Origin of the sequence: Streptomyces sp. NPDC014870, from assembly GCF_043081505.1 — a bacterium.
Classification (GTDB): Bacteria; Actinomycetota; Actinomycetes; order Streptomycetales; family Streptomycetaceae; genus Streptomyces.
In genome coordinates this window covers 463,447-486,913 of the sequence record NZ_JBIBWQ010000001.1, presented here as the reverse complement: position 1 = coordinate 486,913, position 23,467 = coordinate 463,447, and the positions used below count along the sequence as shown (strand labels likewise).

The window sequence follows — 23,467 nt, the reverse complement described above, 5'->3', positions numbered from 1 at the left end:
CGGGTGGCTCGGCGCGATCGCGGTGGTCAGTGGGTCGTCGGCCATGCCCTGCCCCTCCTCTCCTTCCTCGGCCGTCGCCCGTGGACGGAACCGTCCACCAGACGACGCGTCAGGTCCAGGTATCGGCCCGTCATCTCGTCCCAGGTGTAGTGCTGCGCGGCCTGCCCGGCCTGCCGCCCGAGCGCGCGCCGGGCCCGCTCGTCGGCGGCCAGCATCCGCATCCGGTCGCCCAGCGCGGCGACGTCGAACGGCGGCACGGCGATATCGCCCCCGTCGCGCATCCACCGCAGAGCGGGCAGATCGAAGTGCACGACCGGCTTCCCGTACGACATGCCTTCGAGCGCCACCAGGCCGAAGGTCTCGTGGCGCGACGGCATGACCAGGAACGCACAGTTGCGTAGAAGATCCCGTTTGAGCGCCTCCCCGGCGTACCCCACCCAGCGGACGCTGCCCGGGTGCGCGGCGAGCAGCGCCGCCAGCTTGCGTTCCTCCGCCTGCGTACCGCTGCCCGCGAGCACCAGCGGCAGCGGAGGACGGCTCCGCCAGTACGCCTCCAGGAGCAGGTCGAGCCCCTTGACCCAGGTGTCGATCCGCCCCAGGTAGAGGATGTGGTCGCCGGCGCCGATCCGGGCGGCGTCGATCTGCCGCTGCTCGACGCCGTTGGCGACGACCTGGACGTCCGCCCGGGGGCTCAGTCGTCGCACGGCGGAGGCGTCGGCCTCGTTCATCACCACGATGTGCCGATAGCAGCGCAGCCGGGCCTTCTCCACCAGGAAGAACGGGAGGTGGTAGCGGCGCCACAGCGCCTCGGCGCTGCGGCCCTGGTCGATCCCGACCACCGGCGCGCGCGAGAACAACGGCAGGAAGCTCGTCGAGAACGGGGGCGTGAGGCTCTCCAGCCACGCGTCGTGGGGAAGCCTGCGGGCCAGAAAGGGGAGCATCGTCACGAAGAGCAGCTGCCCGGCGCGCGGACCGGTCCGGCGGACCGGGAGACGGACGTAACGGATGCCGTCGTCGTGGAGAGAGCCGGCGCGCCTGCCGGCCGTCACGACCGTCACGTCGAACTCCTCCGACAGCCGCCGGGCGACCTTCTCGACCACCAGGGCCCCACCGCCTCCGTGTTCGGCGTCGGCCGCGTCGTCGTAGACCGAGACGACGACCCGCTTCCGCCGCGCCGGGTGCGTGCCCTCACCACCGTCCGGGAGGCGCCGCGTCCGGAGGGTGCCGAGCACCTGCTCCAGTGCCTCGGCCGCGACCCGCGCCGGAGCATGCCCGCCGTCGAGCCGGGCCACCCGGGGCAGGCGGGTGGCCCAGTCGCGGTACCGGGCCCACCGGAGAGCCGGCAGCCCGGCCGCACGGTCCCAGCCACGCCCGCGCGAGGCGACGGGAGCGGCTTCCACCAGCAGGGTCAGGTCGTAGTGGTGGACGAGCCGGGCGAATCGGCCGGAAGCCGGATACCCGGGCGGGAAGCCGAACGCGACCAGCTCGTCCAGCGGTCCGCCGTCCGTCAGGACGACGGCCGGACGGCCCCGGGCGTGTGCCGACAGGGCGCGCCGCGTGGCACGCGTCCGTACGGACAGGTCGCAGGAGTCGAGCAGGGCATGGGCACGGCGCGCCCACGATCCCCGGCGCGGGGGACCGTCGGGGCGCCGTGCGGTCTCCTCCTCATCCCTCACCCGCGGAGGAGAGTCGAACCGACGGCGCGGGAAGCGGCCGTCGCAGGAGAGCGTCCTCACCTCGAAGCCGTGCTGTCGCAGCAGCTCGGCCAGGCGCCGGACCAGCGAGGACCTGCCCGCGCCCGCGGGGCCGGACACCGCGATCAGGAGAGGCCGCGCCGTGTTCATGACGTGCGCCTCCGCAGTCGCCCGGCCACCACGAGCGGCACCCGCAGAGCGACCTCGCGGGCCGCGGTGGAGGCCCGCCCACGGGTCAGCAGGTGTCCGGCGTGCTCCATGCCGGTGCGCAGCGAGGTCGCGACGGGCAGCGGCAGGGGGAGTGGGACGAACTCGCCCCGGTCCAGCGCGGCCATCGTCCGGGTCGCGAGGTCCAGGGCCCGGTCCGCACCTGTGGACCAGCCCTCCCGGGCGGTCTGGGCGCGTGCCTCGGCCACGACCTCGGGCGCCAGCAGCTCGCGCAGCGCGAGGAGTTCGGACAGGTCGAGCGACTGGTCGAGGAACAGCCCCCGGGCCAGCCGGATCCGCAGCCGGTCGGCGGGGCAGGGGACCAGCCAGGCGCGGCCGTCGTGGTCGGGGACGGCATGGGCGAAGAGGCGGCCCGTCGCCATGACCGAGACGCCGCGCCAGGCGACCGAGGTGTGCAGCTGGGCGGAGGGGCCGTCGGCCGGTTCCAGGGCCACGGAGGTGGACCGCTCCAGCCAGTGCGCCGACCGCTCCACGTACCAGCCGCTCAATGCCTTCTGGGCGGCCTTCCAGCACTCCGTGGGGACGACCAGGTCGAAGTCTCCGTGGACGACGTCCCCGGACAGGTCGGCCCTGATGAGCACCGTGGGGATGTCCGCCGCGCCCAGCCGGTCCGTCGACTGGACGAGGTTGCGCCGGAAGCGGCGCGCGGCGTCGCTCACCGCGTCGAGCGTCGTGGCCAGTTGACGCGGGTAGGCCCGAGCGAGTCGGCCCTCCACCCGGTTGCCCCGGGCGAAGGCCAGGGCGGCCAGCAGCTCCTCGTCGGACGCGGGCCGCACGTCGTCCCGCCAGACGGCGTCGACGAGCAGGCGGAGGGAGGGTTCGGTGTTCCGGTCGGTACCCCGGCCGGGACCCGGCGCGTCCGGCCCTGTCCGGCGCGACCGGGTCCCGACCGGGAGCCCAGGCCCGGCGGCGCGTTGCGGGGCGGCGCGTCCGGCGGACCCCTGTCGGCCCGCCTCGCGGATGAGCAGGACGCCCAGAGCGACCACCGTCCCGCACATCCCGCCGATCGCCGCCCCCGGCACGCCGCCGGGGGCCCAGCCGACGACCGTCGGCCCGGACACCTGCGAGAGCGGACCGGCGAGCAGTCCGGCGAGCAGCGCAGGCGGCACCCCGAAGGCGCGCGACACCTGCGCGAAGGTCGCCAGGAGTCCCAGCGCGCCGAGGGAGAACCCGGCGAGCGCCGGGCCCGCTCCGAGCGTGCCCGGCTTCGCGTACCCGTACGGGAGGACGCCGACGGTTGTCATGGCCACACCCCCCGCGGAGGGCTCGGCGTGCCGACGAGTGCGTCCCGGCCGCCGGCGAGCGAGACGGTCGCCTCGCGCACGTCGAGCTTCCTCAGGGCCTCCGGCGCCCGCACCTCGTCACTGCCGTGCGGCGGCGGCCGGAAGCTGTCCCCGCCCTGGTCCCGGGCGGGGGACCGGCACGTCTGATGCCCGGGTCGCTGCTCGTGCTCCGACCCGGGCAGGGCGCGTGTCATCGGCGCCGCGGGCCGCATGGGGCCCAAGGGGCCGCGGTGGCCCGCGCGTTCGGGGTGTCCGGCGGGTTCCGATGGTGAGCCGTGTGAGCCGCTGCCGCGTCGGTTCTGCGCCGCGCGGGCGCGGACGGTACGGGAACGCCGGCGTCGGGCGGTCGTCCGCGGGCGGCGCAGGACGGAGCGGCAGATGCGGACCGCGGGCAGGAACCGGTCGGTCGCACGCCGTCCCGGATGCACCGTCGGGTGGCGGGCAGGGACGTGCGAGCCGCGGCGCCTGGACCCGGCCGTGGGCCAGTCGGTCACCCGCCGCAGTGGATGCGGACCGGGTGCCGCCGGCGTTCGACTGACGCGCTCTGCGGTCACGACGTACTACTTCCGACCACCGACCCTCGCGAGGGTCCGGGTCTCACATACGGAGAAAAAATGCCTGACTTCAACCGTTAGCATCCGATATCTGATCCGTCAAGCGGGATGCGCGCCCTCGGCGCCCGTGCGCCTGGCGCGCCGTGTCCGAGGCGCGAGCCGGAGCAGGGCGTTGTGCGGGCGTTCGTCGAGCAGCCCGCCGAGGATGCGGGCCCCGTCACGGACCGTGCGGGGGTGCGACGGGCCGTGGCGGCCGGGCCCTTCGACGCTGGGTACCTCGGCGATGCGCAGCCCGTAGTGCAGGGCGTGGGTGACCAGTTCGGCGCCCAGCTCGACGCCGTCCTCCCGCAGGTCCAGGAGGTCGACGAAGCCCCTGCGGAAGGCGCAGAAGCCGTACCAGAGGTCGGTGAGTCGTTGACCGTACAACCGTCGGGCCACGCGGAGCAGCGCGCCGTGGCCGGCCCGGCGCAGCAGCGGATAGTCGACGCTGCCGCCGCCCGCGATGAAGCGCGAGCCCTTGACGAAGTCGTACCCGCTGTCGAGATAGTGCAGGTAGTGCGGGATCTCCTGCGGCGCCATGCTGCCGTCCGCGCCCATCAGCACGATCAGGTCTCCGGTGGCGGCGATCAGGCCCTCGTGCGGGATGTCGCCCGCCTCGCAGTTCCACGGCCCGAGCCCGCGCACGGTCACGGAACCGGCGCTCCCCCCGGGAGCCGCGTGCCCCACGAGGACGACCTCGTGGACATCGGCCGGCAGCTGGTCGAGCAGCCAGCCGGGGTCGCGGTCGCCGGGGCGCACCGGCACGACCAGAGTCACGGAACGGCCGTCGGCCCCCGGCGCGAGGTCGGTCGACCGGCGCATCGGATGTGGCCCGTTACCCATCGGTACGGCTTTCTCCAGAAGCTCTCCGGAATCCGAGAGCGACCTTTCTCAGGATCCTGCGCGGAATGCCGCGCCGTCAAGGCGGGATTACAATCCCCACATGGCAGGGCGAATTGAGGACTACGCCCTCATCGGTGATCTGGAGACGGCGGCGCTCATCGGAATGGACGGTGCTGTCGACTGGTGGTGTGCACCCCGATTCGACTCACCCGCCTGTTTCGCCGCGATTCTGGGAGACGAGTCCCACGGCCGGTGGAGCCTTTCGCCCGTCGGCAACCGACCCTGCAACCGGCGGAGTTACCGCGGCGATTCCCTGGTCCTCGAATCGGTCTGGGAGACCGTCTCGGGCGCCGTGCGCATCACGGACTTCATGCCGCCCCGCGAGGAGACCCCGCGGATCGTCCGGCTCGTCGAGGGCATCTCCGGACGGGTGGACCTGCACGGGGAGTTGAGGGTGCGCTTCAACCACGGCAGCGTCGTCCCCTGGTCCTACCCGGTCGACGGGCGCACGGTGGCGACGGTCGCGGGTCCGGACGCGGCCTACCTCATCTCCGGACCGGGTGCCGAGGTCGCCGTCACCAACTCCTGCACCACCATCGACCTCTCGGTGACGGCCGGTCAGCAGGTCTCCTTCGTCCTCGGCTGGCGGCCCTCCCACTCCGCGCCCCCGGCCTTTCCCGACGTGGCCGCGGAATTGGACCGTACGCTCGCCTTCTGGAAGGAATGGGCCGGCCAGCTCCGTTACGACGGGCCGTACCGCGAAGCCGTCATCAGATCGCTGCTCACCCTGAAAGCCCTCACGTACGAGCCGACCGGCGGCGTCATCGCCGCGGCGACCGCCTCGCTCCCCGAATCCATCGGGGGCCAGCGCAATTGGGACTACCGCTTCTGCTGGCTGCGCGACTCCACCTTCACCCTCTCCTGTCTGCTGCGCAGCGGATACCACCGCGAGGCGCTCGCCTGGAAGGACTGGCTCGTCCGCACCGTCGCCGGAGACCCGGCGGACCTCCAGCCGCTCTACGGAGTCGCCGGACAGCGCAACCTCCCCGAGATACGCGCCGACTGGCTGCCGGGCTACGAGGGGTCCCGACCGGTCCGGCTCGGCAACGCGGCCGTCGACCAGTTCCAACTGGACATCTACGGCGAGGTGTTGAGCACCATCTACTCGGCCGTCCGGGCCGGCGTCGCCATCGACCCGCACGTCTGGAGCCTGATGGCCGCACTCCTCGACTACGTCGAGAAACGGCGGCAGGATCCCGACGAGGGGATCTGGGAAGTGCGCGGCCCACGGCGCCACTTCGTCCACTCCAAGATCATGGCCTGGGTCGCCGCCGACCGCGCCCTGCGGCTCGCCCGCGTCGCCGGACAGCGCACCTCCGTCCGGCGCTGGCAGGCGCTCCGCCACGACCTGCACGCGGAGGTGTGCGCGCTCGGCTGGAGCGACGAACAGCGGTCGTTCGTCCAGTACTACGGAGCCCGCCGGATCGACGCGACCGCGCTGCTGATCCCCCGGCTCGGATTCCTCCCGGCGACCGACCCCCGCGTCCTGAGCACGGTCGACGCGATGTCCCGCCTCGACGAGCACGGCTTCCTGCGGCGGTACGCGGACGTGAGCAACGGCGAGGTGCACGAGGTCGACGGCCTCGACGGCGCCGAAGGGGCCTTCCTGGCCTGCACGTTCTGGTACGCCGACGCCTTGGCGATGACCGGGCGCCCGGCCGAGGCCTGCACCGTCTTCGAGCGGGTCCTCGACGTCCGCAACGACGTCGGCCTGCTCTCCGAGATGTGGGACCCGTGCGCCCGCCGCCAACTGGGCAACACACCACAGGCGCTCAGCCACGTGGCCCTGGTCAACACGGCCTTCACGCTCTTCGGAACCCGCCGGCGCGACCGCTCACCCGCCGGGCGCGCGGCTGTGGCATGACCCCGCCGGCATCGGCCGAAGGGGCGGCTGTCGACGCGGGCGGGTACTCCGGCACAGGGGGCGGCCTTCTCGGGCTGCTGCCCGTGGGCGGCGGCGCGGAGCCGTCACGCCACGGCCGACTGTTCCCCTCGTGACCGCTCGGCGATTCGTTCGGGTGCGTCCAGCGGGCGCCCCGGACCCCACCGGGTTCGAATCGGAGCATGGCTCCCTATGACAGGCTCCGCACCGACGGCAGCGCGCAGCCCCTGGAGACCGGCACCTGGTGGTACGCCGCCGTCGCCGGTGAAGCGGCCGACTCCTTCAGTGCCCGCGTCCGCAAGCGGATGCGGCGCGCCTGCCTCGGCTCGGTCCTGCTCATGGCGATCGTCTACGCCGGCCTCGTCCTGACCGCGACGGGGCAGCGCTGGGAGAACGCGGTGCTCACCGGCCGCCTCACCGACGAGACGCTGGCCGCCGCCCACGAGGCGAACCACACCCTCCAGCACATCACGCTCTCCTCCCTGGCCGCCGCCCTGCTCCTGCTGGCCGCCATCGGCACGATCCGCAGGCGGTACGCGCTGACGGCCGCCGCGGTCGGCACCGTCGCCGTGTCGCTGCTCCTGACCGAGGTCCTCAAGCGCTTCCTCCTGGTCCGGCCCGACCTCGTCGACGCGCCCCCGCACCTGACCCAGAACAGCTTCCCGAGTGGGCACACCACGATCGCGACGAGCGTGATGTTCGGGCTCGTCCTCGTCGTCCCGTACCGGCTCCGCGGCCTCGCCGTCGGCCTGGGCGCCCTTTGGGCGATCGCCGTCGGCGCGTACACCGTCGCCGCCGGCTGGCACCGCCCCAGCGACGTGATCGGCGCCGACCTCCTCGTCCTCGCTGTGGGCTGCGGCCTCCTCGCGATCGTCGCCCGCCGGGGCAAGGTCGCCCTCGCCCGGACCCGCCGCCACCCCTACCGCATCCTCTTCGTGATCGTGCCCCTGGCCCTCGCCGCCGCCGGCGGCCTGGGCCTCGGAACCGTCCTCCTCGTCGACTCCATGTTCCTCCTCGACCCGGCCGACCCCGCCCTCCCGCGCGTCGCCTACCAGGGCGGACACGCCCTCGCCCTCGGGGCGGGCGCGGCCGCCGCGCTGCTGCTCCTCGGTCTGCTCCGCCGCGTCGACCTGGACGCCTGCCCCGCCCCGTACCGGCTCACCGGCACCCTCGCGAGCGAGGAGGCGGGGCCCTTTCCCACCGAGGCCGATCACGAGATATCTTGATGTCGAGCAATCTCGCAGACGCAGACGTGGAGCGGAGCACACCCGGTGACTGACTCGACCATCATCTACACCCACACTGACGAGGCGCCCGCCCTGGCGACGTACTCGTTCCTGCCCGTGATCCAGGCCTACGCCTCGACGGCCGGAGTCAATGTCGAGACCCGTGACATCTCCCTGGCCGGGCGCATCATCGCCGGCTTCCCCGAGCGTCTCGAAGAGGGCCAGCGCATCGCCGACGCCCTCGCCGAGCTCGGCGCGCTCGCCAAGACGCCCGAGGCCAACATCATCAAGCTGCCGAACATCTCGGCCTCCATCCCGCAGCTGAAGGCCGCGATCGCCGAGCTCCAGGCGCAGGGCTACGCCCTCCCGGACTACCCGGACGACCCGCAGACCGACGAGGACAAGGACGTCCGCGCCCGCTACGACAAGGTCAAGGGCTCCGCCGTCAACCCGGTCCTGCGCGAGGGCAACTCCGACCGCCGCGCCCCCGGCTCGGTCAAGAACTACGCCAAGACCCACCCGCACCGCATGGGCGCCTGGTCGGGCGAGTCCAAGACCAACGTCGCCACGATGGGCCAGAACGACTTCCGCTCCACCGAGAAGTCCGTCACCGTCGCCGAGGCCGGCAGCCTGCGCATCGAGCATGTCGCCGCCGACGGCACCACCACCGTGCTGCGCGAGTCCGTCCCGGTCCTCGCCGGCGAGGTCGTCGACGCCTCCGTCATGCACGTCGCCGCCCTGCGCACCTTCCTCGGCGAGCAGATCGCCCGCGCCAAGGCCGAGGACGTGCTGTTCTCCGTGCACCTCAAGGCCACGATGATGAAGGTCTCCGACCCGATCGTCTTCGGCCACGTCGTGCGCGCCTTCTTCCCGAAGACCTTCGCGAAGTACGGCGAGGTGCTCGTCGCCGCCGGCCTGTCCCCCAACGACGGCCTCGGCACCATCCTCAACGGCCTGGAGAACGTCCCGCACCTCGGTGCCGAGATCAAGGCCTCCTTCGACGCCGAGATCGCCGAGGGCCCGGCCCTCGCCATGGTCGACTCCGACAAGGGCATCACCAACCTGCACGTGCCGTCCGACGTCATCGTCGACGCCTCGATGCCGGCCATGATCCGCACCTCCGGCCACATGTGGGGCCCCGACGGCCAGGAGGCCGACACCCTCGCCGTCCTCCCGGACAGCAGCTACGCCGGTGTCTACCAGGCCGTCATCGAGGACTGCCGCGCCCACGGCGCCTTCGACCCGTCGACCATGGGCTCCGTGCCCAACGTCGGCCTCATGGCGCAGAAGGCCGAGGAGTACGGCTCCCACGACAAGACCTTCGAGATCGCCGCGGCCGGCACCGTCCGCCTCGTCGACGCCGCGGGCAACGTGGTCCTGGAGCAGGAGGTCGCCGAGGGCGACATCTTCCGCGCCTGCCAGACCAAGGACCTCCCGATCCAGGACTGGGTCAAGCTCGCCGTCACCCGCGCCCGCGCCACCGGCGCCCCGGCCGTCTTCTGGCTGGACGAGACCCGCGCCCACGACGCGCAGCTGATCGCCAAGGTCAACGCCTACCTGCCGGAGCACGACACCGAGGGCCTGGAGATCAAGATCCTCGCCCCGGTCGACGCGACGACGTTCTCCCTGGAGCGCATCCGCCGCGGCGAGGACACCATCTCCGTCACCGGCAACGTCCTGCGCGACTACCTGACCGACCTCTTCCCCATCCTGGAGCTGGGCACCAGCGCCAAGATGCTGTCGGTCGTCCCGCTGATGGCGGGCGGCGGCCTCTTCGAGACGGGCGCCGGCGGCTCCGCCCCGAAGCACGTCCAGCAGCTCGTCAAGGAGAACTACCTCCGCTGGGACTCCCTCGGCGAGTTCTTCGCCCTGGCCGCCAGCTTCGAGCACCTGGCCACCACCACCGGCAACGCCCGCGCCCAGGTCCTCGCCGACACCCTCGACCGCGCCACCGGCACCTTCCTCAACGAGGACAAGTCGCCGACCCGTCGCGTCGGTGGTATCGACAACCGCGGCAGCCACTTCTACCTGTCCCTGTACTGGGCCCAGGAGCTGGCCAAGCAGACCGACGACGCGCAGCTCGCCGAGGCCTTCGCCGGCCTGGCCAAGACCCTGACCGAGCAGGAGGGCACCATCGTCTCCGAGCTCAACGCGGTCCAGGGCTCCCCGGCCGAGATCGGCGGCTACTACCAGCCCGACCCGGCCAAGGCCGCGGCCGTGATGCGCCCGTCCACCACCTTCAACGAGGCCATCGCGTCCCTCGCCTGACCCTGGCGCGACAGCCGAACCGCCCCGGCCGGGATTCCTCCCGGCCGGGGCGGTCCCGTCGGTGGCGGATGTGCCATTCGGGTGTGAACCTGGATGGATGAGCTGGGCATCATGGACGACCCCCGGCGTCTACACCGGGCGCGGTGGGGTGCTCACCGACGAGGTCGGTACGGTCACCGGCGACATGACCGTGCACACCACCTGGGTAGATGGCGAAGCACGCGTAGCCGTGCAGTACACCGGCGCCTCCGACTGGTTCACCATGGCGGGCAGTCCGGTGCCGTGTGCCTCCGAGGCGGAGAGCCGCGATCTCCACGCGGCCGCCGTCGAAGCGGTACGGGAAGGGCACGCGGCCACCGTGCCGTACCTGCCCCACCCACCCGTACAGGGCCTGCCCGCAGGACAGCCCCCACAGGACAACACCTAGGATGCGCCTCCGGCCGGAGACCCGACGTCTTCCGGCCACAGAAGTGTTATCCCACCCGCTCCCACGGGTCTCCTCAGGACGGGACGGTAAGGACCCAGTACGACGAGGGAGCAGGGCACATGCACAGCGACGAGCGCGGCACGGCCGCACTGGTGGGCGCGGCCGTGTCGGGAGACCCGCACGCCGGTGAGCGGCTCGTCCGCGCGTACCTTCCGCTGGTCTACAACATCGTGGGCCGCGCCCTCGACGGCCACGCGGACGTCGACGACGTCGTCCAGGAGACGATGGTCCGCGCCCTGGACGGGCTGCCCGGGCTGCGCGACCCCGAGCGCTTCCGGTCCTGGCTCGTCGCCATAGCGACCAACCAGATACGCCGACGCTGGCGCGAACGCCAGAGCGGACCCGTCCCCGGCCTCGACCGGGCGGCCGAGCTGGCCGACCCGGAGGGCGACTTCGTCGACCTGACCATCCTCCGGCTCGGACTCACCGGCCAGCGGCGCGAGGTCGCCGAGGCCACCCGCTGGCTCGACGACAGCGACCGCGAGGTCCTCGCGCTGTGGTGGCTCGAGGCGGGAGGCGAACTCGACCGCGCCGAACTGGCCGGGGCGCTCGACGTCACCCCGGCGCACGCGGCGGTCCGCGTCCAGCGGATGAAGGAGCGCCTGGAGACCGGCCGGACGGTCGTCCGCGCGCTCGGCGCCCGGCCGCGCTGCGCGGAGCTCGCGCGGCTGACCGCCGACTGGGACGGTGTCCCCTCTCCGCTCTGGCGCAAGCGCGTGGCCCGCCATGTCACCCCCTGCCGCCGGTGCCTGCCGCCCCGCACCGACCTCGCCCCCGCCGAGGCGCTCCTGGTGGGCCTCGCCCTGGTGCCGCCGGTCCTGCTGTGGGGCGCTACGAGTCCGGAGACCCAGGCGGCGGCGTGGGCGGCCGACGCCACGGCGCCGCAGACCGCAGCCGCCCCGAACGGCGGCGCGGGCCCCGAGCCGCTGACGGATCCGGTCCCCGCCGATCTCGGGACCGTCGGCGCGGGCGGCGGGGGCTCGCTCGGCCGGGCCTGGATCGCCGGCGCGGCCGCCGTCGGCGTCCTCGGCGGCCTCATCCTGCTCGTACCCTCCGAGCCCGAGAAGCGCGCGCCCGCGCCCGCCGCGCCCGTGGCGGCGCCCCCGGCAGCCCTGCCGACGACGCCCCTGCCGACCACCACGAGCCCCACGCCCACCCCGACGCCCACCCGGCCGCCCGCCCCGAAGCCGACGCCCACGCCGCAGCGGACGGCGACCGCGGAGGAGCGGCTCACCCGGCTCGTCAACCAGCGGCGGGCGCAGGAGGGCTGCGCACCCCTGCGGACCGATCCCCGGCTCGACGACGCGGCCCGCGCCTACGCGCGGGACATGGTCCGGCGCGGCTACTACGCGCACAGCAGCCCGGAGGGCCGGTTCGCCGACGCGCGGATCTCGGCCGTCGGATACGAGTGGTCGGCGTGGGCCGAGAACCTGGCGCGCGGCAGCTCCGACCCGGCCGCCGTCTTCGACGACTGGATGGACGGCTCGATGCACGAGCGCAACATGCTGGACTGCGCCTACCGGGACACCGGGGTCGCCGCCGTCTCGGGGCCCGACGGCACGGTGTGGGTGCAGAAGCTGGCCACGCCCGCGCCGTGAGACCGCGTCCTCGACGTGGCGGCCGGATCAGCGCCGGGTGCCGAAGTTCTGCACCCACCACGGCCCGTTGGCCGTCAGGGTCACCCCCACGCCGATGTCCTTGAACGCGCAGTTGAGGATGTGGCGGCGGTGCCCGTCGCTGCCCATCCAGTCCTCCATCGCCTGGACGGGGGTCTTCGGGCCGCGGTGGATGTTCTCCGCCCAGCTCGACCACGCGTACCCGGCCGCCGTGATCCGGTCGCCCGCGTCCTTGCCCTCGGGCGTCCTGTGCTCGTAGTAGTCGCGGTCCGCCATGTCGTCCGCGTGCGCCTGGGCGGACTCGGCCAGCCGGTGGTCGGCGCGCAGCGGCGCACAACCGGCCTTCTCCCGCCGGGTGTTGGCGAGAGCGATGACCTCCTCGACGTACCGCCCGGCCGTCCCGCCGACCATGGACTCGGCACCGGGCGCCTGCTCCTGCGCCGCCTTCTCCGGCGCGGGGGTCTGCCCCGGCGCGGGGGCCTTCTCCGGCGTCGCAGGCGCCTGCGCGGACGGGGCCTGCGAGGCCGGGGAGGCGGCGGGCTCCGGTGCGGACCGTCCGGACAGCGGCGCCAGGTCCGGGGGCGCGACGGCCTCCGAACGGGTGGCGGGCGGGGTCCCCAGGGTCGCCACGTACGCCCCCGCGGCCACGGTGAGGACGACGGCGGCCGTGCCCGCGAGCGTCACCGCCGTACGGAAGGAAGGACCCCGACGGGTCCGAGGACCCGCGCCCCCGCCCCTGCGGTGCCGGCCGCCGTCCGGCGTCGGCTGTTCGTCGGGGCTCGTGTCGTCGTGGTGTGCCATGGGCTCCGCTCTCTTCTCCGGGGGCCGCCGGACCGTCCGGCGCGCGGGAGAGCCGCCGGGGCGGCGGTCAGAACACTTTCCGGCGCCGGTCCGTTCGACACTCCTCGTCAACCCGGCCCGTCAACACGCCGCCCCGTGGAGCCACCGCATCACCCGTGGGGCACGACCGCCACCGGACACGGCGCCAGATGCAGCGCGGCATGCGCCACCGAACCGATCCGGGACCCGAGCGCCCCGCGCCTGGCCCGTCGCCCCACCACCAGGAGCCGCGCGGCACCCGAGGAGGAGAGCAGCACCTGACCCGCGCTCCCGATCTCCACCTGCTCCGTCACCCGCACCCCCGGGAACCGCTCCCGCCACGGCGCCAGGGCCTCGCGGAGCGCCTTCTCCTGGTACGGGACGAGCCCGCCGGCCTCGTCGGCGAGCGCCATCGACGCCGGGCTGTAGGCGTACAGGGACGGTACGCTCCACGCCCGTACCGCCCTGAGCGAGGCCCCGCGCGCCGCCGCCGCGGCGAACGCGAAGCCGACGGCCGGGGCGCTGTCCTCCGGGCCGCCCTCCTGCCCGACGACGATCTCGCCGCCCTCGTCACCCGCGTCGCCGGCGCCCTCGGCGCCGTCCGTCTCGGGGGCGTCCCGCGTCCTGACCGCCACGACCGGGCGGGTGGCGGCCGCGATGATCTGCTGGCCGTGGGAGCCGAGCAGGAAGCCCACCACCCGCCCGTGCCCGCGCGAGCCGATGACGAGCATCTCGGCCCGCTCCTCGGTGCCCAGCAGGGCCGCGACCGGGGTGTCGGGCAGGACCTCGGCGGTGAGGGCGAGGTCGGGATGCCGGCCGCCGACCGTCGACTCGGCCGCCCGCACCACCTCTTCGGCCATACGGTCCTGGCGCGCGCGGTCCTGGTCGAGCGGGATGTTGAGCGGTTCCGACCGCCAGGCGTACACGAGCCGGAGCCCGAGGCCGCGGCGCACCGCCTCCCGGGCGGCCCAGTCGGCCGCGGCGAGACTCTCGGGCGAACCGTCCACTCCGGCGACGATCTCGCGACTCATCAGGCTGTCTCCCTCACGTCCGTGGCGGGCCCGGCCGAGGCTGGGCCCCTCTGCCTTCCAGCTTGGGCCCGACGGCCGCCCGAGGAGAGGGTCGGAGGTCCCGACATGCCGGACGGCCTCCTCAGGCGAGCAGTCTGAGGCCCGGCCTGGTCCCGTGGAGGTAGTGGTCGCCGATGTCGCGCAGGCGGTGCGTGGGGGAGGAGTGCGCGGTGAGCGCACGCGCGTTGCGCCAGAACCGGTCGAAGCCGGGGCCGCCGCCCGGGGCGTCGGCGGGCGCCGTGGTGTCGACGAGTTCCAGGATGCGGGTGGTGATCCGGACGGCCGCCCGACTCGTCACCGCCTCGGCCGCCGCGACGAGGACGGCGATGTCGGCGCGGTCCTCCACGCCGAGCGCCCGCCCGGCGGCGAGGCCGCGCGCCAGGGCGTCCGTGGCGCGCTCGACGACAGCCGCCGCGGCGTGCGCCGCCGTGGCCAACTCACCGTAGGCCAGGAGGAGGTACGGATCCTCCGGGCCCGGCGTGTGGTCGGGCGCCCCGACACGCGCGAGCGCCGCCGGGGCGGCCAGGGTCGCGCGGCTGACGTCCCGGGCCTCGGCCAGCGCGCCCTCGGCGATGCCGAGCCCGACGTGGACGAGCAGGAGCCGCAGCGCGAGCGGGGCCAGCGTCGTGAACGGGGCGACCGCGTGCTCGTCGCGGGGGAGCGTGCCGAGGATCCGCCGGGCATCCACCCTGACCTGGTCGAACGTCACCGTCCCTGCGCCCGCGAGCCGCTGGCCGACCCGTTCCGCGGCGGCCTCGACGAAGACGGCGGGGTCGGCTGGATCCACGAGCACGACCAGGACGTTCCCGGTCTCCGTACAGCGCGCCCCGACGACCAGGCGGTCCGCGACCGTCACCCCGGAGCCGAAGGAGCGGCGCCCGTGGAGGACATGGCCGCCGCGGGTCGGGGTGAGGGAGAGTTCGCGCCCGATGTCCGTCGCGGGCGACTCGGGGCCGCTCGTCCCCGTCGGCTCCATACCGCCGCCGAGCAGCAGGCCCTCCCGGGCGGTGCCGTCCTCGAACGCGGTGTGCGAGGAGGCCCCGGGGGCGGGTGGCTCGCCACCGCCGAGGAAACGGGCGCTCCAGGCCAGGACGTAGTGGTGGGCGAGGAGTTCGCCGATCGAGCTGTCGGCGGCGGAGATCTCCCGGATCACGGCGCACCCGGCCCGCCAGTCGGCCCCCCGCCCACCGGCGCCCGGCGGGGTGAGCAGGGCGGGCAGCCCGGCCTCCCGCAACCGGGCGACCTCGTCGAACGGAGGCTTCCCGGCCCGGTCCCGGCCCGGGGCGTCGAAGGAGAGGTCGTCGGCGAGCTCGCGGGTGACGCGGGGCCAGATCTCGTCGTCACCCCGGCGGTCGGCCGGCCGGGAGGTGGGGCGCAGCGCGGACTTCTTCGGCGTTCTCACGTCACCTCATAGGATCCCGAGTTTTCCCACTGGAATAGTAGGGATAGTCCCAGAGGGAGGGGCATGGCCCCAAGGGGCGTTCGCATCATGGACAGTTCAATTCCAGGAGTCGAGACGGCCCGGCGTCGTGCGGGGTCGGAGGAAGTGCGGGGGAGTCAGGGATTGGTCCAGGCGTCCGGCGACTCCGCGAGTCCGGAGATCTCGGCCGGCAGCTTTCCTGCCGCCACGTCCGCGAGGGAGACCCCGTCGAGCACGTTGCGCACATTCGCCCGCAGCGCGATCCAGAGCGTCAGGAGCGATGCGGCAGGACCGGTGTACGAGAGCTCCGGAGGCCGTACCCCGCGCACCGACACGAGGGGGCCGTCCACGCACCGGATCACGTCCGCGACGGAGATCGTGTCCGCGGGCCTGGCCAGCCAGTAGCCGCCGTTGCCGCCTCGCTGACTCTGCACGAGACCGCCCCGGCGCATGTCGCCGAGGATCCCCTCGAGGAACTTGTGCGAGATGTCCTGGGACTCGGCGATCGCCTCGGCCTTGACCGGCCCCGCGTCCTGGGCGGCGGCCAGCTGGAGCGCGGCTCGCACCGCGTAGTCGGCCCTGGCTGAGATGCGCATGCCCGCATTATTCCGCACCTCGGTGACCGGATCCGTACCCCACGGGGGAGTGCCGGGGAGGCTACGTGTCCGAGGCTTGTCCGCGGTCTTGACGCGGGCCGTGGCCGCGCCGACACTCGGGAGACGGGAATCCGAGTGAACGGGTAGGGAACGATGACGCGCAGGGGAGCACGGACGACGGCCTTCGCCGGCCGACCGGTGCGCTCACCGGCCCTGACCTCCCGCCGTCACATCGACCTGCTGCGCGTGTGCAGCGCGGCGAGTCGCCACCACCGCCGGCCCACGGCACCCACCGACGGCTCCACCCGCTGAGCCCGCTGGGCCTGCGGGCCCCAGCCCTCGGGCTGCGGGCCGAGCCCTGGTCTGCGGGCCGGAATCCGGCCTCCGGGCCGACCCCGGGCGCCGCCTGCCGGGCGGGTCCGTCGGCCGGCCGTCGAGCCCGGCGGGCGGGCTGTACGCCCCCGACCGCGGCCTTCCGTACCACTCCGCCCTCCTCCTTCCCGTACCTCTGCTGCCTCCGGACGCCCGCCGACGCCGTCGCGCGCCCGTGACCCAGCACCGAGCACCCTCAGGGAGAAGCATGTCCGTCACCCCGCACCTCGGCCCGGACGTCGCCCCACCGGCCTCGGCCCCCGCCGCCGTGTCCGCCGCGCCCGCCTTCCGGGGCCGCATCGGCGCGGACGTCCGCAGCGGCCATTACGCCGTGCCGCACCGCTACCGGATCCACCTCTCCCTCGCCTGTCCCGGTTGTCTGCGCATCGCCGTCACCCACAGTCTTCTCGGGCTCGATGAGACCGTCCCGCTCTCGCTCCTCCCCGCCACCCCGGACACGCCCGGCGGCGGGTACGCGGACCTGCTGCCGCTGTACGAGGCCAGTGCCCACCTCTACCCGGGTCCGGCCGCGGCGCCCGTCCTCAGCGACGGCTGGACCGGCCGCATCGTCAGCACCCACGCGCCCGACATCCTGCGCGACCTCGCCCTGCGGTTCCGCGGACCCGGCCGCCCCGACCTGCTGCCCGAAGGGCGCGAGGCCGAGATCGCCGCCATCGCCGAACTGTGCGAGCGCGGCATCAACCGGGCCGCGCAGCAGGCGGGGGAGCTCGGTCTCGACGACGAGGCCGCCCACCAGGGCCCGCTCGCCGAACTCTTCGCCGCCCTCGGCGGCCTCGAGCGCGGACTGCGACGGCGGGCGTACGTCCTCGGCGACACCCTCACCGCAGCCGACATCCACGTCTGGGTGACCCTCGTCCAGCTGGACACCGTCCACCGCCGCCATCTGGACGCCGGCGCCCTGGAGCGGATCGCCGGACACCCGGCGCTCTGGTCCTACGCCCGACGCCTCGCCGCCCGCCCGGCGTTCGGCCACCACCTCGACCTCGACGGCATCGCGGCGCGCCACCGCGCCCACTGCGGCGGCCGGGAGGCGGCGGGAGCCGCCATGGGCGTCGTGGACTGGGCGGCGTACGGACGGAGCCACGGACCGACGGGTTGACGTACCGACGGAGCGACGGGCTACCGGGCTGACGGGCTGACGGACTGACGGACTGACGTGCTGACAGGCCGAGGCCGTCAGCCCACGCGGCGGCCCGCGAGCGGGGCCGTCGCGTCGCCGCTGCCCGCCCGTACGCCCCGCAGGAAGGCGCTCAGCGCCTCCACCGAGGTGCGGGTCGGTTCCCAGTCCAGCTCACGACGGGCCCGCTCGGTGTTCATCAGGGGCAGTCGGAGGACCGCGTCGAAGAGGTCGGGGGAGGCCCCCGCGACCCGGAGCCGCCAGGCCGCCGAGAGGAGGCCGCGCGCCGCCCCGCTCGGCACCTTCACGGGCCGGGCGGACAGGAGGGAGGAGAGCGCCGCCGTGTCGATCACGGGGTCGGCGGCGATGTTGAACGCACCCCGGACGTCTCCCACGAGCGCGCGGACGTACGCCTCGGCCGCGTCGTCCGTATGCATGGCCTGGAAGCGCAGCCCGGCCGGCTCCGGGAGGAGCGGCAGCAGATCGGGACGCATCAGCCACCCGGGGAAGAACCGGCCGGCGAAGATCCGCCGCTGCTCGCTCGCCGACTCCTCCTTGAAGAGGAAACAGGGCCGCATCCGCACCACGCGGGTCTGGGGGTGGTCGCGCTCGAAGGTGTCCAGGACGCGTTCCAGATACGCCTTCTCGCGGGTGTACGCGGCGCCCGGCCAGCCGTGCGTGGGCCAGGCCTCCGAGACGGGCGCGCCGTTCCCGGGCCCCGGGGAGTAGGCGCCGACGGACGAGGCGTACACCAGGGCCGGCACGTGCGCCGCCGCCACCGCGTCGAAGACCCGCATCGCCCCGAGGACGTTGGACCGCCAGGTCACGGCCGGTTCATGGGTCGGCTGGAAGGCCCAGGCGAGATGGACCACGGCGTCGGCGTCCTCGATGTACCGCGCCAGCTGCGGCTCGTCGCCCTCCAGCGACAGGTCCACCTCGGCCCACTCGGTCTTCCCCAGGGACAGGTTGGGTCTGCGGCGGGCCAGGCCGAGCACGGAGGCGATCCGCGGCTCTCGTTCCAGAGCCCGGACCAGACTCGTGCCGACATTGCCCGTGGCGCCGGTGACGACGACCTTCAGACCCGCACTCGCCTTCATGGAATCGACCATCCGCCATCCCGCGCGCCGCCGCACGCCGGACGGACGCCGTGACGGAACGTGTCCGCATGGGTCGCGCAGGTGACCCGCCGACCCGAATATGGAGCGACGGAGGGAAGGGAGGGGGGACGCGCCAGGAGGACTAGATGTTGATGCCCGACAGAAACACCGTCGACCGGCTGCTGCGGCACTATCGGGCTCAGGAACGGGGTGTCCTGGCCAGGCCCTGCGACCTGTCGGTCCGTCGCCGCTTCGAGGACACCGCGTACACGCTGTGCGTGCTGATGGGGGAGCGGACCGCGCGCGAGGCGGTGCACGCCGCCGAACGGTACGTCGGAGGCCCGGGCACCGCGCCCCGCCAGGCCCTGGAACGGCTCCCCGGCTCCTGAGCGCCGGCTCTCGTACCGACGGGACGAACCATGCGTTCCGGGGCGTGAGTGGGGTATGCGCCCGTACGAGTACGGAGGGAGGCGGGTGACCGATGGAGTCGGAGCACGGCGCGTCCACGGCCCCGCACGCCGTGGACGAGGAACAGGTCCGGCGGCTGGTGCTGTTCGGGACGAGGGGCGTGGTCACGCGTTGCCGCGACTTCACGGAGGCGGCGCTCGGCGACTGGGGCTGGCTCCCGGCCGAGGACGACGACGGGCGGGAGCGGGCGGAGGACGTCCTGCTCCTGGTCTCCGAGGTCGTCACCAACGCCTGCCTGCACGCCGAGGGCCCCGAGGAGCTGGTCCTGCGGCACCGCGACGACCACCTGCGCGTCGAGGTGTCCGACGCCAGCCCCGAGCCCCCGAAGCGGCGCCGGTCCAGGGCGCCGTCGCTGCCCGGCGGCCACGGCCTGATGGTCCTCGACCGGCTGGCAGGGGCCTGGGGGTCCGAGCCGCGCGGGCGCGGCAAGGTGGTCTGGCTCGAGGTCAGCCGCCCGGGGCACCCGCGCTGAGCGACGCGGACCGGTCGGGGGCGTGGGTCCCCCGGTCCTCGGTGTCGGCGTGCCGGTCGTGGGTGTGGGCGTGCCGGTCCTCGGCGTGGGTACCCCGGTCCTCGGCGTGGGTGTCGGCCTGCAGGTCCTGGACGTCTTCCCGCAGGCCCGCGCGGAGCTCGCCGAGGATCCTGGCGAGCAGCCGGGAGATGTGCATCTGCGAGAGGCCGAGCCGATCACCGATCTGGGCCTGTGTCAGTTCCTCGCCGAAGCGCAGCGCCAGGATCCGGCGGTCCCGCAGGTCGAGCCGCGCGATCAGCGGCTTGAGCGACTCCAGCGTGTCGATCAGCTCGAAGGCCGGTTCCTCCGCCCCGAGCCGACGGGCCACCGCCGACACGGACGACTCGTCGTCCCCGGCGGGGGTGTCGAGCGAGCGGGCCACGTAGCCGTTCGAGGCCTGTTCGCCCTCCGCCACGCTCTCCTCGTCGAGGTGCAGATGGGCGGCGAGCTCCGCCCGGGTCGGACGTCGGCCGAGCCGCTGCTCCAGGATGTCGACGGCCTTCGCCAGCTCGATGCGCAGCTCCTGAAGGCGTCGCGGCACCTGCACCGCCCAGCTGGTGTCGCGGAAGAATCGTTTCATCTCCCCGACGATCGTGGGCAGGGCGAAGGCGGAGAACTCCACCTCCCGGCCCGTCTCGAACCGGTCGATCGCCTTGATCAGGCCGATCGTGCCGACCTGGACGATGTCCTCCGGCGGCTCGGTGCGGTTGCGGAAGCGGCGCGCGGCGAACTTCACCAGGCTGAGGTTCAGCTCGACCAGTGTGTTCCGGACGTACGCGCGCTCCGGCGTGCCCTCCTCCATCTCCGCCAGCCGGGCGAAGAGCGCGGTGGAGAGCGTCTGGGCGTCGCCTGTGCTCACTTCGGTGGGCCGGTCGACCTCGGGCAGGCCGTCCAGCGCGCGCTCGCGCACCGCGGCCGCCGCACCCGTACGGGCGGTGACGGGTGGGGCGGGAGGGTTCCGGGGCATGGACATGTGGCTCCCTCGACGGTGGTGGCGAGCCTGCGTCGCCGAGCGGGGCGGCGCGGTCCGTCGTTCGAGCGTCCTGGGTCGATTATCCCATGTATGGGTGATTCACCCGCTTCTTGCGGGGGCGGCGACACCTCACTTGCGGGGTGGCGGTACCTCGGACCGGGGGAGGTGTCCGGGGGCTCCCCGCGGGTACCCGCGGGGGTGGAAGGCGCAGGGCGTGCAGGTGGAGGTGTCCGGCGATGGACGAACCCCGGCTCTCGCAGCGGGAGCGGCGGATCCTGGCCGAGATGGAGCGTGATCTCCGCGCGGACATGTCGGATGCGTCGCCGGAGGACGGCTCGCGTCGCAGGCGCCGCCTCGGAGGAGGGGGCCGCCCGTCCGGCCGCCCGGGGCACGGCCACGCGCTCGCGGTGGTCGTCGCCCTCCTCGGCGTGCTGTCACTCGGGCTGCTCGTCCTGGCGGTCGCCACCGGTGAACCGGCTCTGGTCTGGGTCTTCGCGGTCACGTGGGTCCTGACCGTGACCGGCCTGCTGCGGCTGGTCATCCGCTGGTCGCGCCATCTGAGGCCGAGGTCCTGGCCGAACTGACCTTGCGCTGACCCGACACCTCCGGGGGCGGCGTGGCCGGGGGAGTCGACCGCGCGCGGAGCCGTCGGTCGGCGGGGCCCGTTGTCAGTGGTGCCCGGCACGATGGAGTCCATGACGACGACTCCGGTTCTCGCCGATGCCGCCGCGTACGCGCGGGCGGTCGAGGATGCCAAGCACGCCGCCGCGGCCTACTACGCGGGCGGTACGTCCCCGCTGGACGACGACGCCTACGACCACCTCGCCCGGGCGATAGCCGCCTGGGAGGCCGACCACCCCGGGCAGGCGCGCGCCGACTCACCGACCGGCAAGGTCGCCGGGGGCGCGGCCACCGGGGACGTCCCGCACACACGGCCGATGCTCTCCCTGGACAACGTCTTCTCCGCGGAGCAGTTCACCGCCTGGGCCGCCTCGCTGGAGCGCCGGATCGGCCGGACGGTGGAGCGGTGGAGCGTCGAACCCAAGCTCGACGGACTCGCGATCGCGGCGCGCTACGAACGGGGTCGGCTCGCCCGTCTCATCACCCGCGGGGACGGCACGGCAGGGGAGGACGTGTCGCACGCCATCGGGACGATCGTGGGTCTGCCGGAGCGGCTCGCCGAGCCCTTGACGGTCGAGGTCCGCGGCGAAGTGCTCATGACCATCGAGCAGTTCGAGGCCGCCAACCCGGTCAGGGTGGCCCACGGCGGCGAGCCGTTCGCCAACCCGCGCAACGCGGCGGCGGGCACCCTGCGTGCCAAGGACCGGCCGTACCGGGTCGAGATGACCTTCTTCGCCTACGACCTGCTGGGCGGCGCCGGTCTCGGCGGGGCGGCCCACAGCGAGCTGCTCGCGCGAGCCGCCGCCCTCGGGCTGCACACCTCGGCCGCCACCGCCGTTCCCGGCCGGTCGGTGACCGGCACGGCCGAGGTCCTGGCCAGGGTCGAGGAGATCGCGGCGCTCCGGGCGGAGCTGCCGTTCGGGATCGACGGGATCGTCGTCAAGGCCGACCTCGCCGCCGACCGCCGCGAGGCCGGAGAGGGCTCCCGCGCGCCGCGCTGGGCGATCGCGTACAAGCTGCCGGCCGTGGAGAAGGTCACCCGGCTCCTCGCCGTCGAGTGGAACGTCGGCCGTACGGGCGTCATCGCGCCCAGGGCCGTTCTGGAGCCGGTGGACATCGACGGCAGCACCGTCACGTACGCGACCCTGCACAACCCCTCGGACATCACCCGCCGCGATCTTCGCCTCGGCGACCATGTGATGGTCCATAAGGCGGGCGACATCATCCCCCGGGTCGAGGCGCCCCTCGCCCAGCTGCGGACCGGTGAGGAACAGCCCATCGAGTTCCCCGAAGCCTGTCCGCAGTGCGGCTCGGAGATCGACCGCAGCGAGCAGCGCTGGCGGTGCGCGCAGGGCAGGAACTGCCACCTCGTGGCCTCCCTCTCGTACGCCGTCGGCCGCGACCAGCTCGACGTCGAGGGGCTCGGCGCGTCCCGGATCGTGCAGCTCGTCGACGCCGGTCTCGTCGCCGACGTGGCCGGTCTGTTCACCCTGACCCGTGAGCAGCTCCTGGGCCTGGAGCGGATGGGCGAGACCAGCGCGGACAACCTGCTGGCCGCGCTCGCCACCGCCCGGACCCGGCCGCTCTCCCGCGTCCTGTGCGCGCTCGGTATCCGGGGCACGGGCCGTTCCATGTCCCGTCGGATAGCGCGCCACTTCGCCACGATGGACGAGGTCCGCGCCGCCGACGAGGAGGCGATGCGGAGCGTCGAGGGCATCGGGGCGGAGAAGGCGCCGGTCATCGTGGCCGAGCTGGCCGAGCTCGGCCCGGTCGTCGACAGGCTCGTGGCCGCCGGAGTGAACATGACCGAGCCCGGAGCCACCCCGCCGCCCGCGCCGGGGACGGCCGGCCCGGACACGGGTCCCGAGGCGGAGCACGTCGCCGCCGCATCCGACGCCCCGGCCGGGCCGCTCGCGGGTCTCTCCGTCGTCGTCACCGGAGCGATGACCGGGGTGCTGGCCGCCCTGAGCCGCAATCAGATGAACGAACTCGTCGAGCGCGCCGGGGGCAGGGCCTCCTCCAGCGTCTCCCGGCGCACCGGGCTCGTCGTCGCGGGCGAGAAGGCCGGGTCCAAGCGGGCCAAGGCCGAGGAGCTGGGCATCCGTCTGGTCGGTCCCGAGGAGTTCGCCGAACTGCTCGGGGAGTTCCTGCCCGCCTGACGAGGGCGGGGAGCCGGTCGCGCGGCGCTCACCGTGGCCCGTG

The 23,467-nt window shown here is 74.0% G+C and carries 19 protein-coding genes and 1 pseudogene; 11 read left to right on the top strand and 9 right to left on the bottom strand.

The features are described from left to right. Positions 1-26 precede the first annotated feature (26 nt). On the bottom strand, positions 27-1,844 hold the full coding sequence (locus tag ACF09C_RS02080; RefSeq protein ID WP_392087588.1) for a glycosyltransferase: 1,818 nt from the start codon (positions 1,842-1,844) through the stop codon (positions 27-29). Then, positions 1,841-3,166 (bottom strand): hypothetical protein, encoded by a 1,326-nt coding sequence (locus ACF09C_RS02075; RefSeq protein WP_392087587.1) that lies wholly within the window; start codon positions 3,164-3,166, stop codon positions 1,841-1,843. The genes ACF09C_RS02080 and ACF09C_RS02075 overlap by 4 nt, the downstream gene beginning before the upstream one ends. A gap of 27 nt (positions 3,167-3,193) precedes the next feature. Here ACF09C_RS02075 and ACF09C_RS02070 point away from each other — a divergent pair, with 27 nt between their 5' ends. Then, entirely contained in the window at positions 3,194-3,352 is a 159-nt protein-coding gene (locus ACF09C_RS02070) for a hypothetical protein (protein ID WP_392087585.1), read from the top strand. A gap of 506 nt (positions 3,353-3,858) precedes the next feature. On the opposite strand, the gene ACF09C_RS02065 is transcribed toward ACF09C_RS02070, so the two are convergent. Then, a complete protein-coding gene (locus ACF09C_RS02065) occupies positions 3,859-4,575 on the bottom strand; it encodes a glycosyltransferase (protein ID WP_392087584.1) in 717 nt (238 codons plus the stop codon). Between the two features lie 166 nt (positions 4,576-4,741). On the opposite strand from ACF09C_RS02065, the gene ACF09C_RS02060 reads away from it, so the two are divergent. The 5 genes from ACF09C_RS02060 to ACF09C_RS02040 all read left to right on the top strand — a co-directional run bounded on the left by ACF09C_RS02060 (position 4,742) and on the right by ACF09C_RS02040 (position 12,162). Beyond that, entirely contained in the window at positions 4,742-6,565 is a 1,824-nt protein-coding gene (locus tag ACF09C_RS02060; protein ID WP_392087583.1) for a glycoside hydrolase family 15 protein, read from the top strand. A 200-nt stretch (positions 6,566-6,765) separates the two neighbouring features. Continuing rightward, positions 6,766-7,809 carry a phosphatase PAP2 family protein gene (locus ACF09C_RS02055; protein WP_392087582.1) on the top strand — a complete coding sequence of 348 codons (1,044 nt, stop codon included), beginning with the start codon at positions 6,766-6,768 and terminating at the stop codon, positions 7,807-7,809. 45 nt (positions 7,810-7,854) lie between these two features. Continuing rightward, positions 7,855-10,077 (top strand): NADP-dependent isocitrate dehydrogenase, encoded by a 2,223-nt coding sequence (locus ACF09C_RS02050; protein WP_392087580.1) that lies wholly within the window; start codon positions 7,855-7,857, stop codon positions 10,075-10,077. 97 nt (positions 10,078-10,174) lie between these two features. Next, the gene (locus ACF09C_RS02045; protein WP_392087578.1) at positions 10,175-10,504 is read left to right on the top strand and encodes a hypothetical protein; all 330 of its coding nucleotides are present in this window, start codon (positions 10,175-10,177) and stop codon (positions 10,502-10,504) included. 119 nt (positions 10,505-10,623) lie between these two features. Continuing rightward, positions 10,624-12,162 (top strand): sigma-70 family RNA polymerase sigma factor, encoded by a 1,539-nt coding sequence (locus ACF09C_RS02040; RefSeq protein WP_392087576.1) that lies wholly within the window; start codon positions 10,624-10,626, stop codon positions 12,160-12,162. Between the two features lie 27 nt (positions 12,163-12,189). Here the strand turns inward: ACF09C_RS02040 and ACF09C_RS02035 are convergent, their stop codons facing one another. The 4 genes from ACF09C_RS02035 to ACF09C_RS02020 all read right to left on the bottom strand — a co-directional run bounded on the left by ACF09C_RS02035 (position 12,190) and on the right by ACF09C_RS02020 (position 16,085). Continuing rightward, positions 12,190-12,981 (bottom strand): CAP domain-containing protein, encoded by a 792-nt coding sequence (locus ACF09C_RS02035; RefSeq protein ID WP_392087574.1) that lies wholly within the window; start codon positions 12,979-12,981, stop codon positions 12,190-12,192. Between the two features lie 149 nt (positions 12,982-13,130). Continuing rightward, on the bottom strand, positions 13,131-14,030 hold the full coding sequence (locus ACF09C_RS02030) for a universal stress protein (protein ID WP_392087572.1): 900 nt from the start codon (positions 14,028-14,030) through the stop codon (positions 13,131-13,133). 121 nt (positions 14,031-14,151) lie between these two features. Beyond that, complete coding sequence (locus ACF09C_RS02025; RefSeq protein ID WP_392087570.1) at positions 14,152-15,471, bottom strand: acyl-CoA dehydrogenase family protein; 1,320 nt, start codon at positions 15,469-15,471, stop codon at positions 14,152-14,154. A 155-nt stretch (positions 15,472-15,626) separates the two neighbouring features. Next, a complete protein-coding gene (locus ACF09C_RS02020) occupies positions 15,627-16,085 on the bottom strand; it encodes an RrF2 family transcriptional regulator (protein WP_392087568.1) in 459 nt (152 codons plus the stop codon). Positions 16,086-16,665: 580 nt separating this feature from the next. Here ACF09C_RS02020 and ACF09C_RS02015 point away from each other — a divergent pair. Further along, complete coding sequence (locus tag ACF09C_RS02015; RefSeq protein ID WP_392087566.1) at positions 16,666-17,577, top strand: glutathione S-transferase C-terminal domain-containing protein; 912 nt, start codon at positions 16,666-16,668, stop codon at positions 17,575-17,577. 77 nt (positions 17,578-17,654) lie between these two features. On the opposite strand, the gene ACF09C_RS02010 is transcribed toward ACF09C_RS02015, so the two are convergent. Continuing rightward, a complete protein-coding gene (locus ACF09C_RS02010; RefSeq protein WP_392087564.1) occupies positions 17,655-18,692 on the bottom strand; it encodes an NAD-dependent epimerase/dehydratase family protein in 1,038 nt (345 codons plus the stop codon). Between the two features lie 146 nt (positions 18,693-18,838). Here ACF09C_RS02010 and ACF09C_RS02005 point away from each other — a divergent pair, with 146 nt between their 5' ends. Continuing rightward, a complete protein-coding gene (locus ACF09C_RS02005) occupies positions 18,839-19,081 on the top strand; it encodes a DUF5133 domain-containing protein (protein ID WP_392087561.1) in 243 nt (80 codons plus the stop codon). A 92-nt stretch (positions 19,082-19,173) separates the two neighbouring features. Beyond that, a complete protein-coding gene (locus tag ACF09C_RS02000; protein ID WP_392087560.1) occupies positions 19,174-19,632 on the top strand; it encodes an ATP-binding protein in 459 nt (152 codons plus the stop codon). A gap of 133 nt (positions 19,633-19,765) precedes the next feature. Here the strand turns inward: ACF09C_RS02000 and ACF09C_RS01995 are convergent. After that, positions 19,766-20,638: pseudogene (locus tag ACF09C_RS01995) on the bottom strand (SigB/SigF/SigG family RNA polymerase sigma factor); the annotation flags it as partial. Positions 20,639-20,880: 242 nt separating this feature from the next. Here ACF09C_RS01995 and ACF09C_RS01990 point away from each other — a divergent pair. Continuing rightward, on the top strand, positions 20,881-21,228 hold the full coding sequence (locus ACF09C_RS01990; RefSeq protein ID WP_392087558.1) for a hypothetical protein: 348 nt from the start codon (positions 20,881-20,883) through the stop codon (positions 21,226-21,228). 102 nt (positions 21,229-21,330) lie between these two features. Further along, complete coding sequence (gene ligA, locus ACF09C_RS01985) at positions 21,331-23,424, top strand: NAD-dependent DNA ligase LigA (protein WP_392087556.1); 2,094 nt, start codon at positions 21,331-21,333, stop codon at positions 23,422-23,424. Positions 23,425-23,467 lie beyond the last annotated feature (43 nt).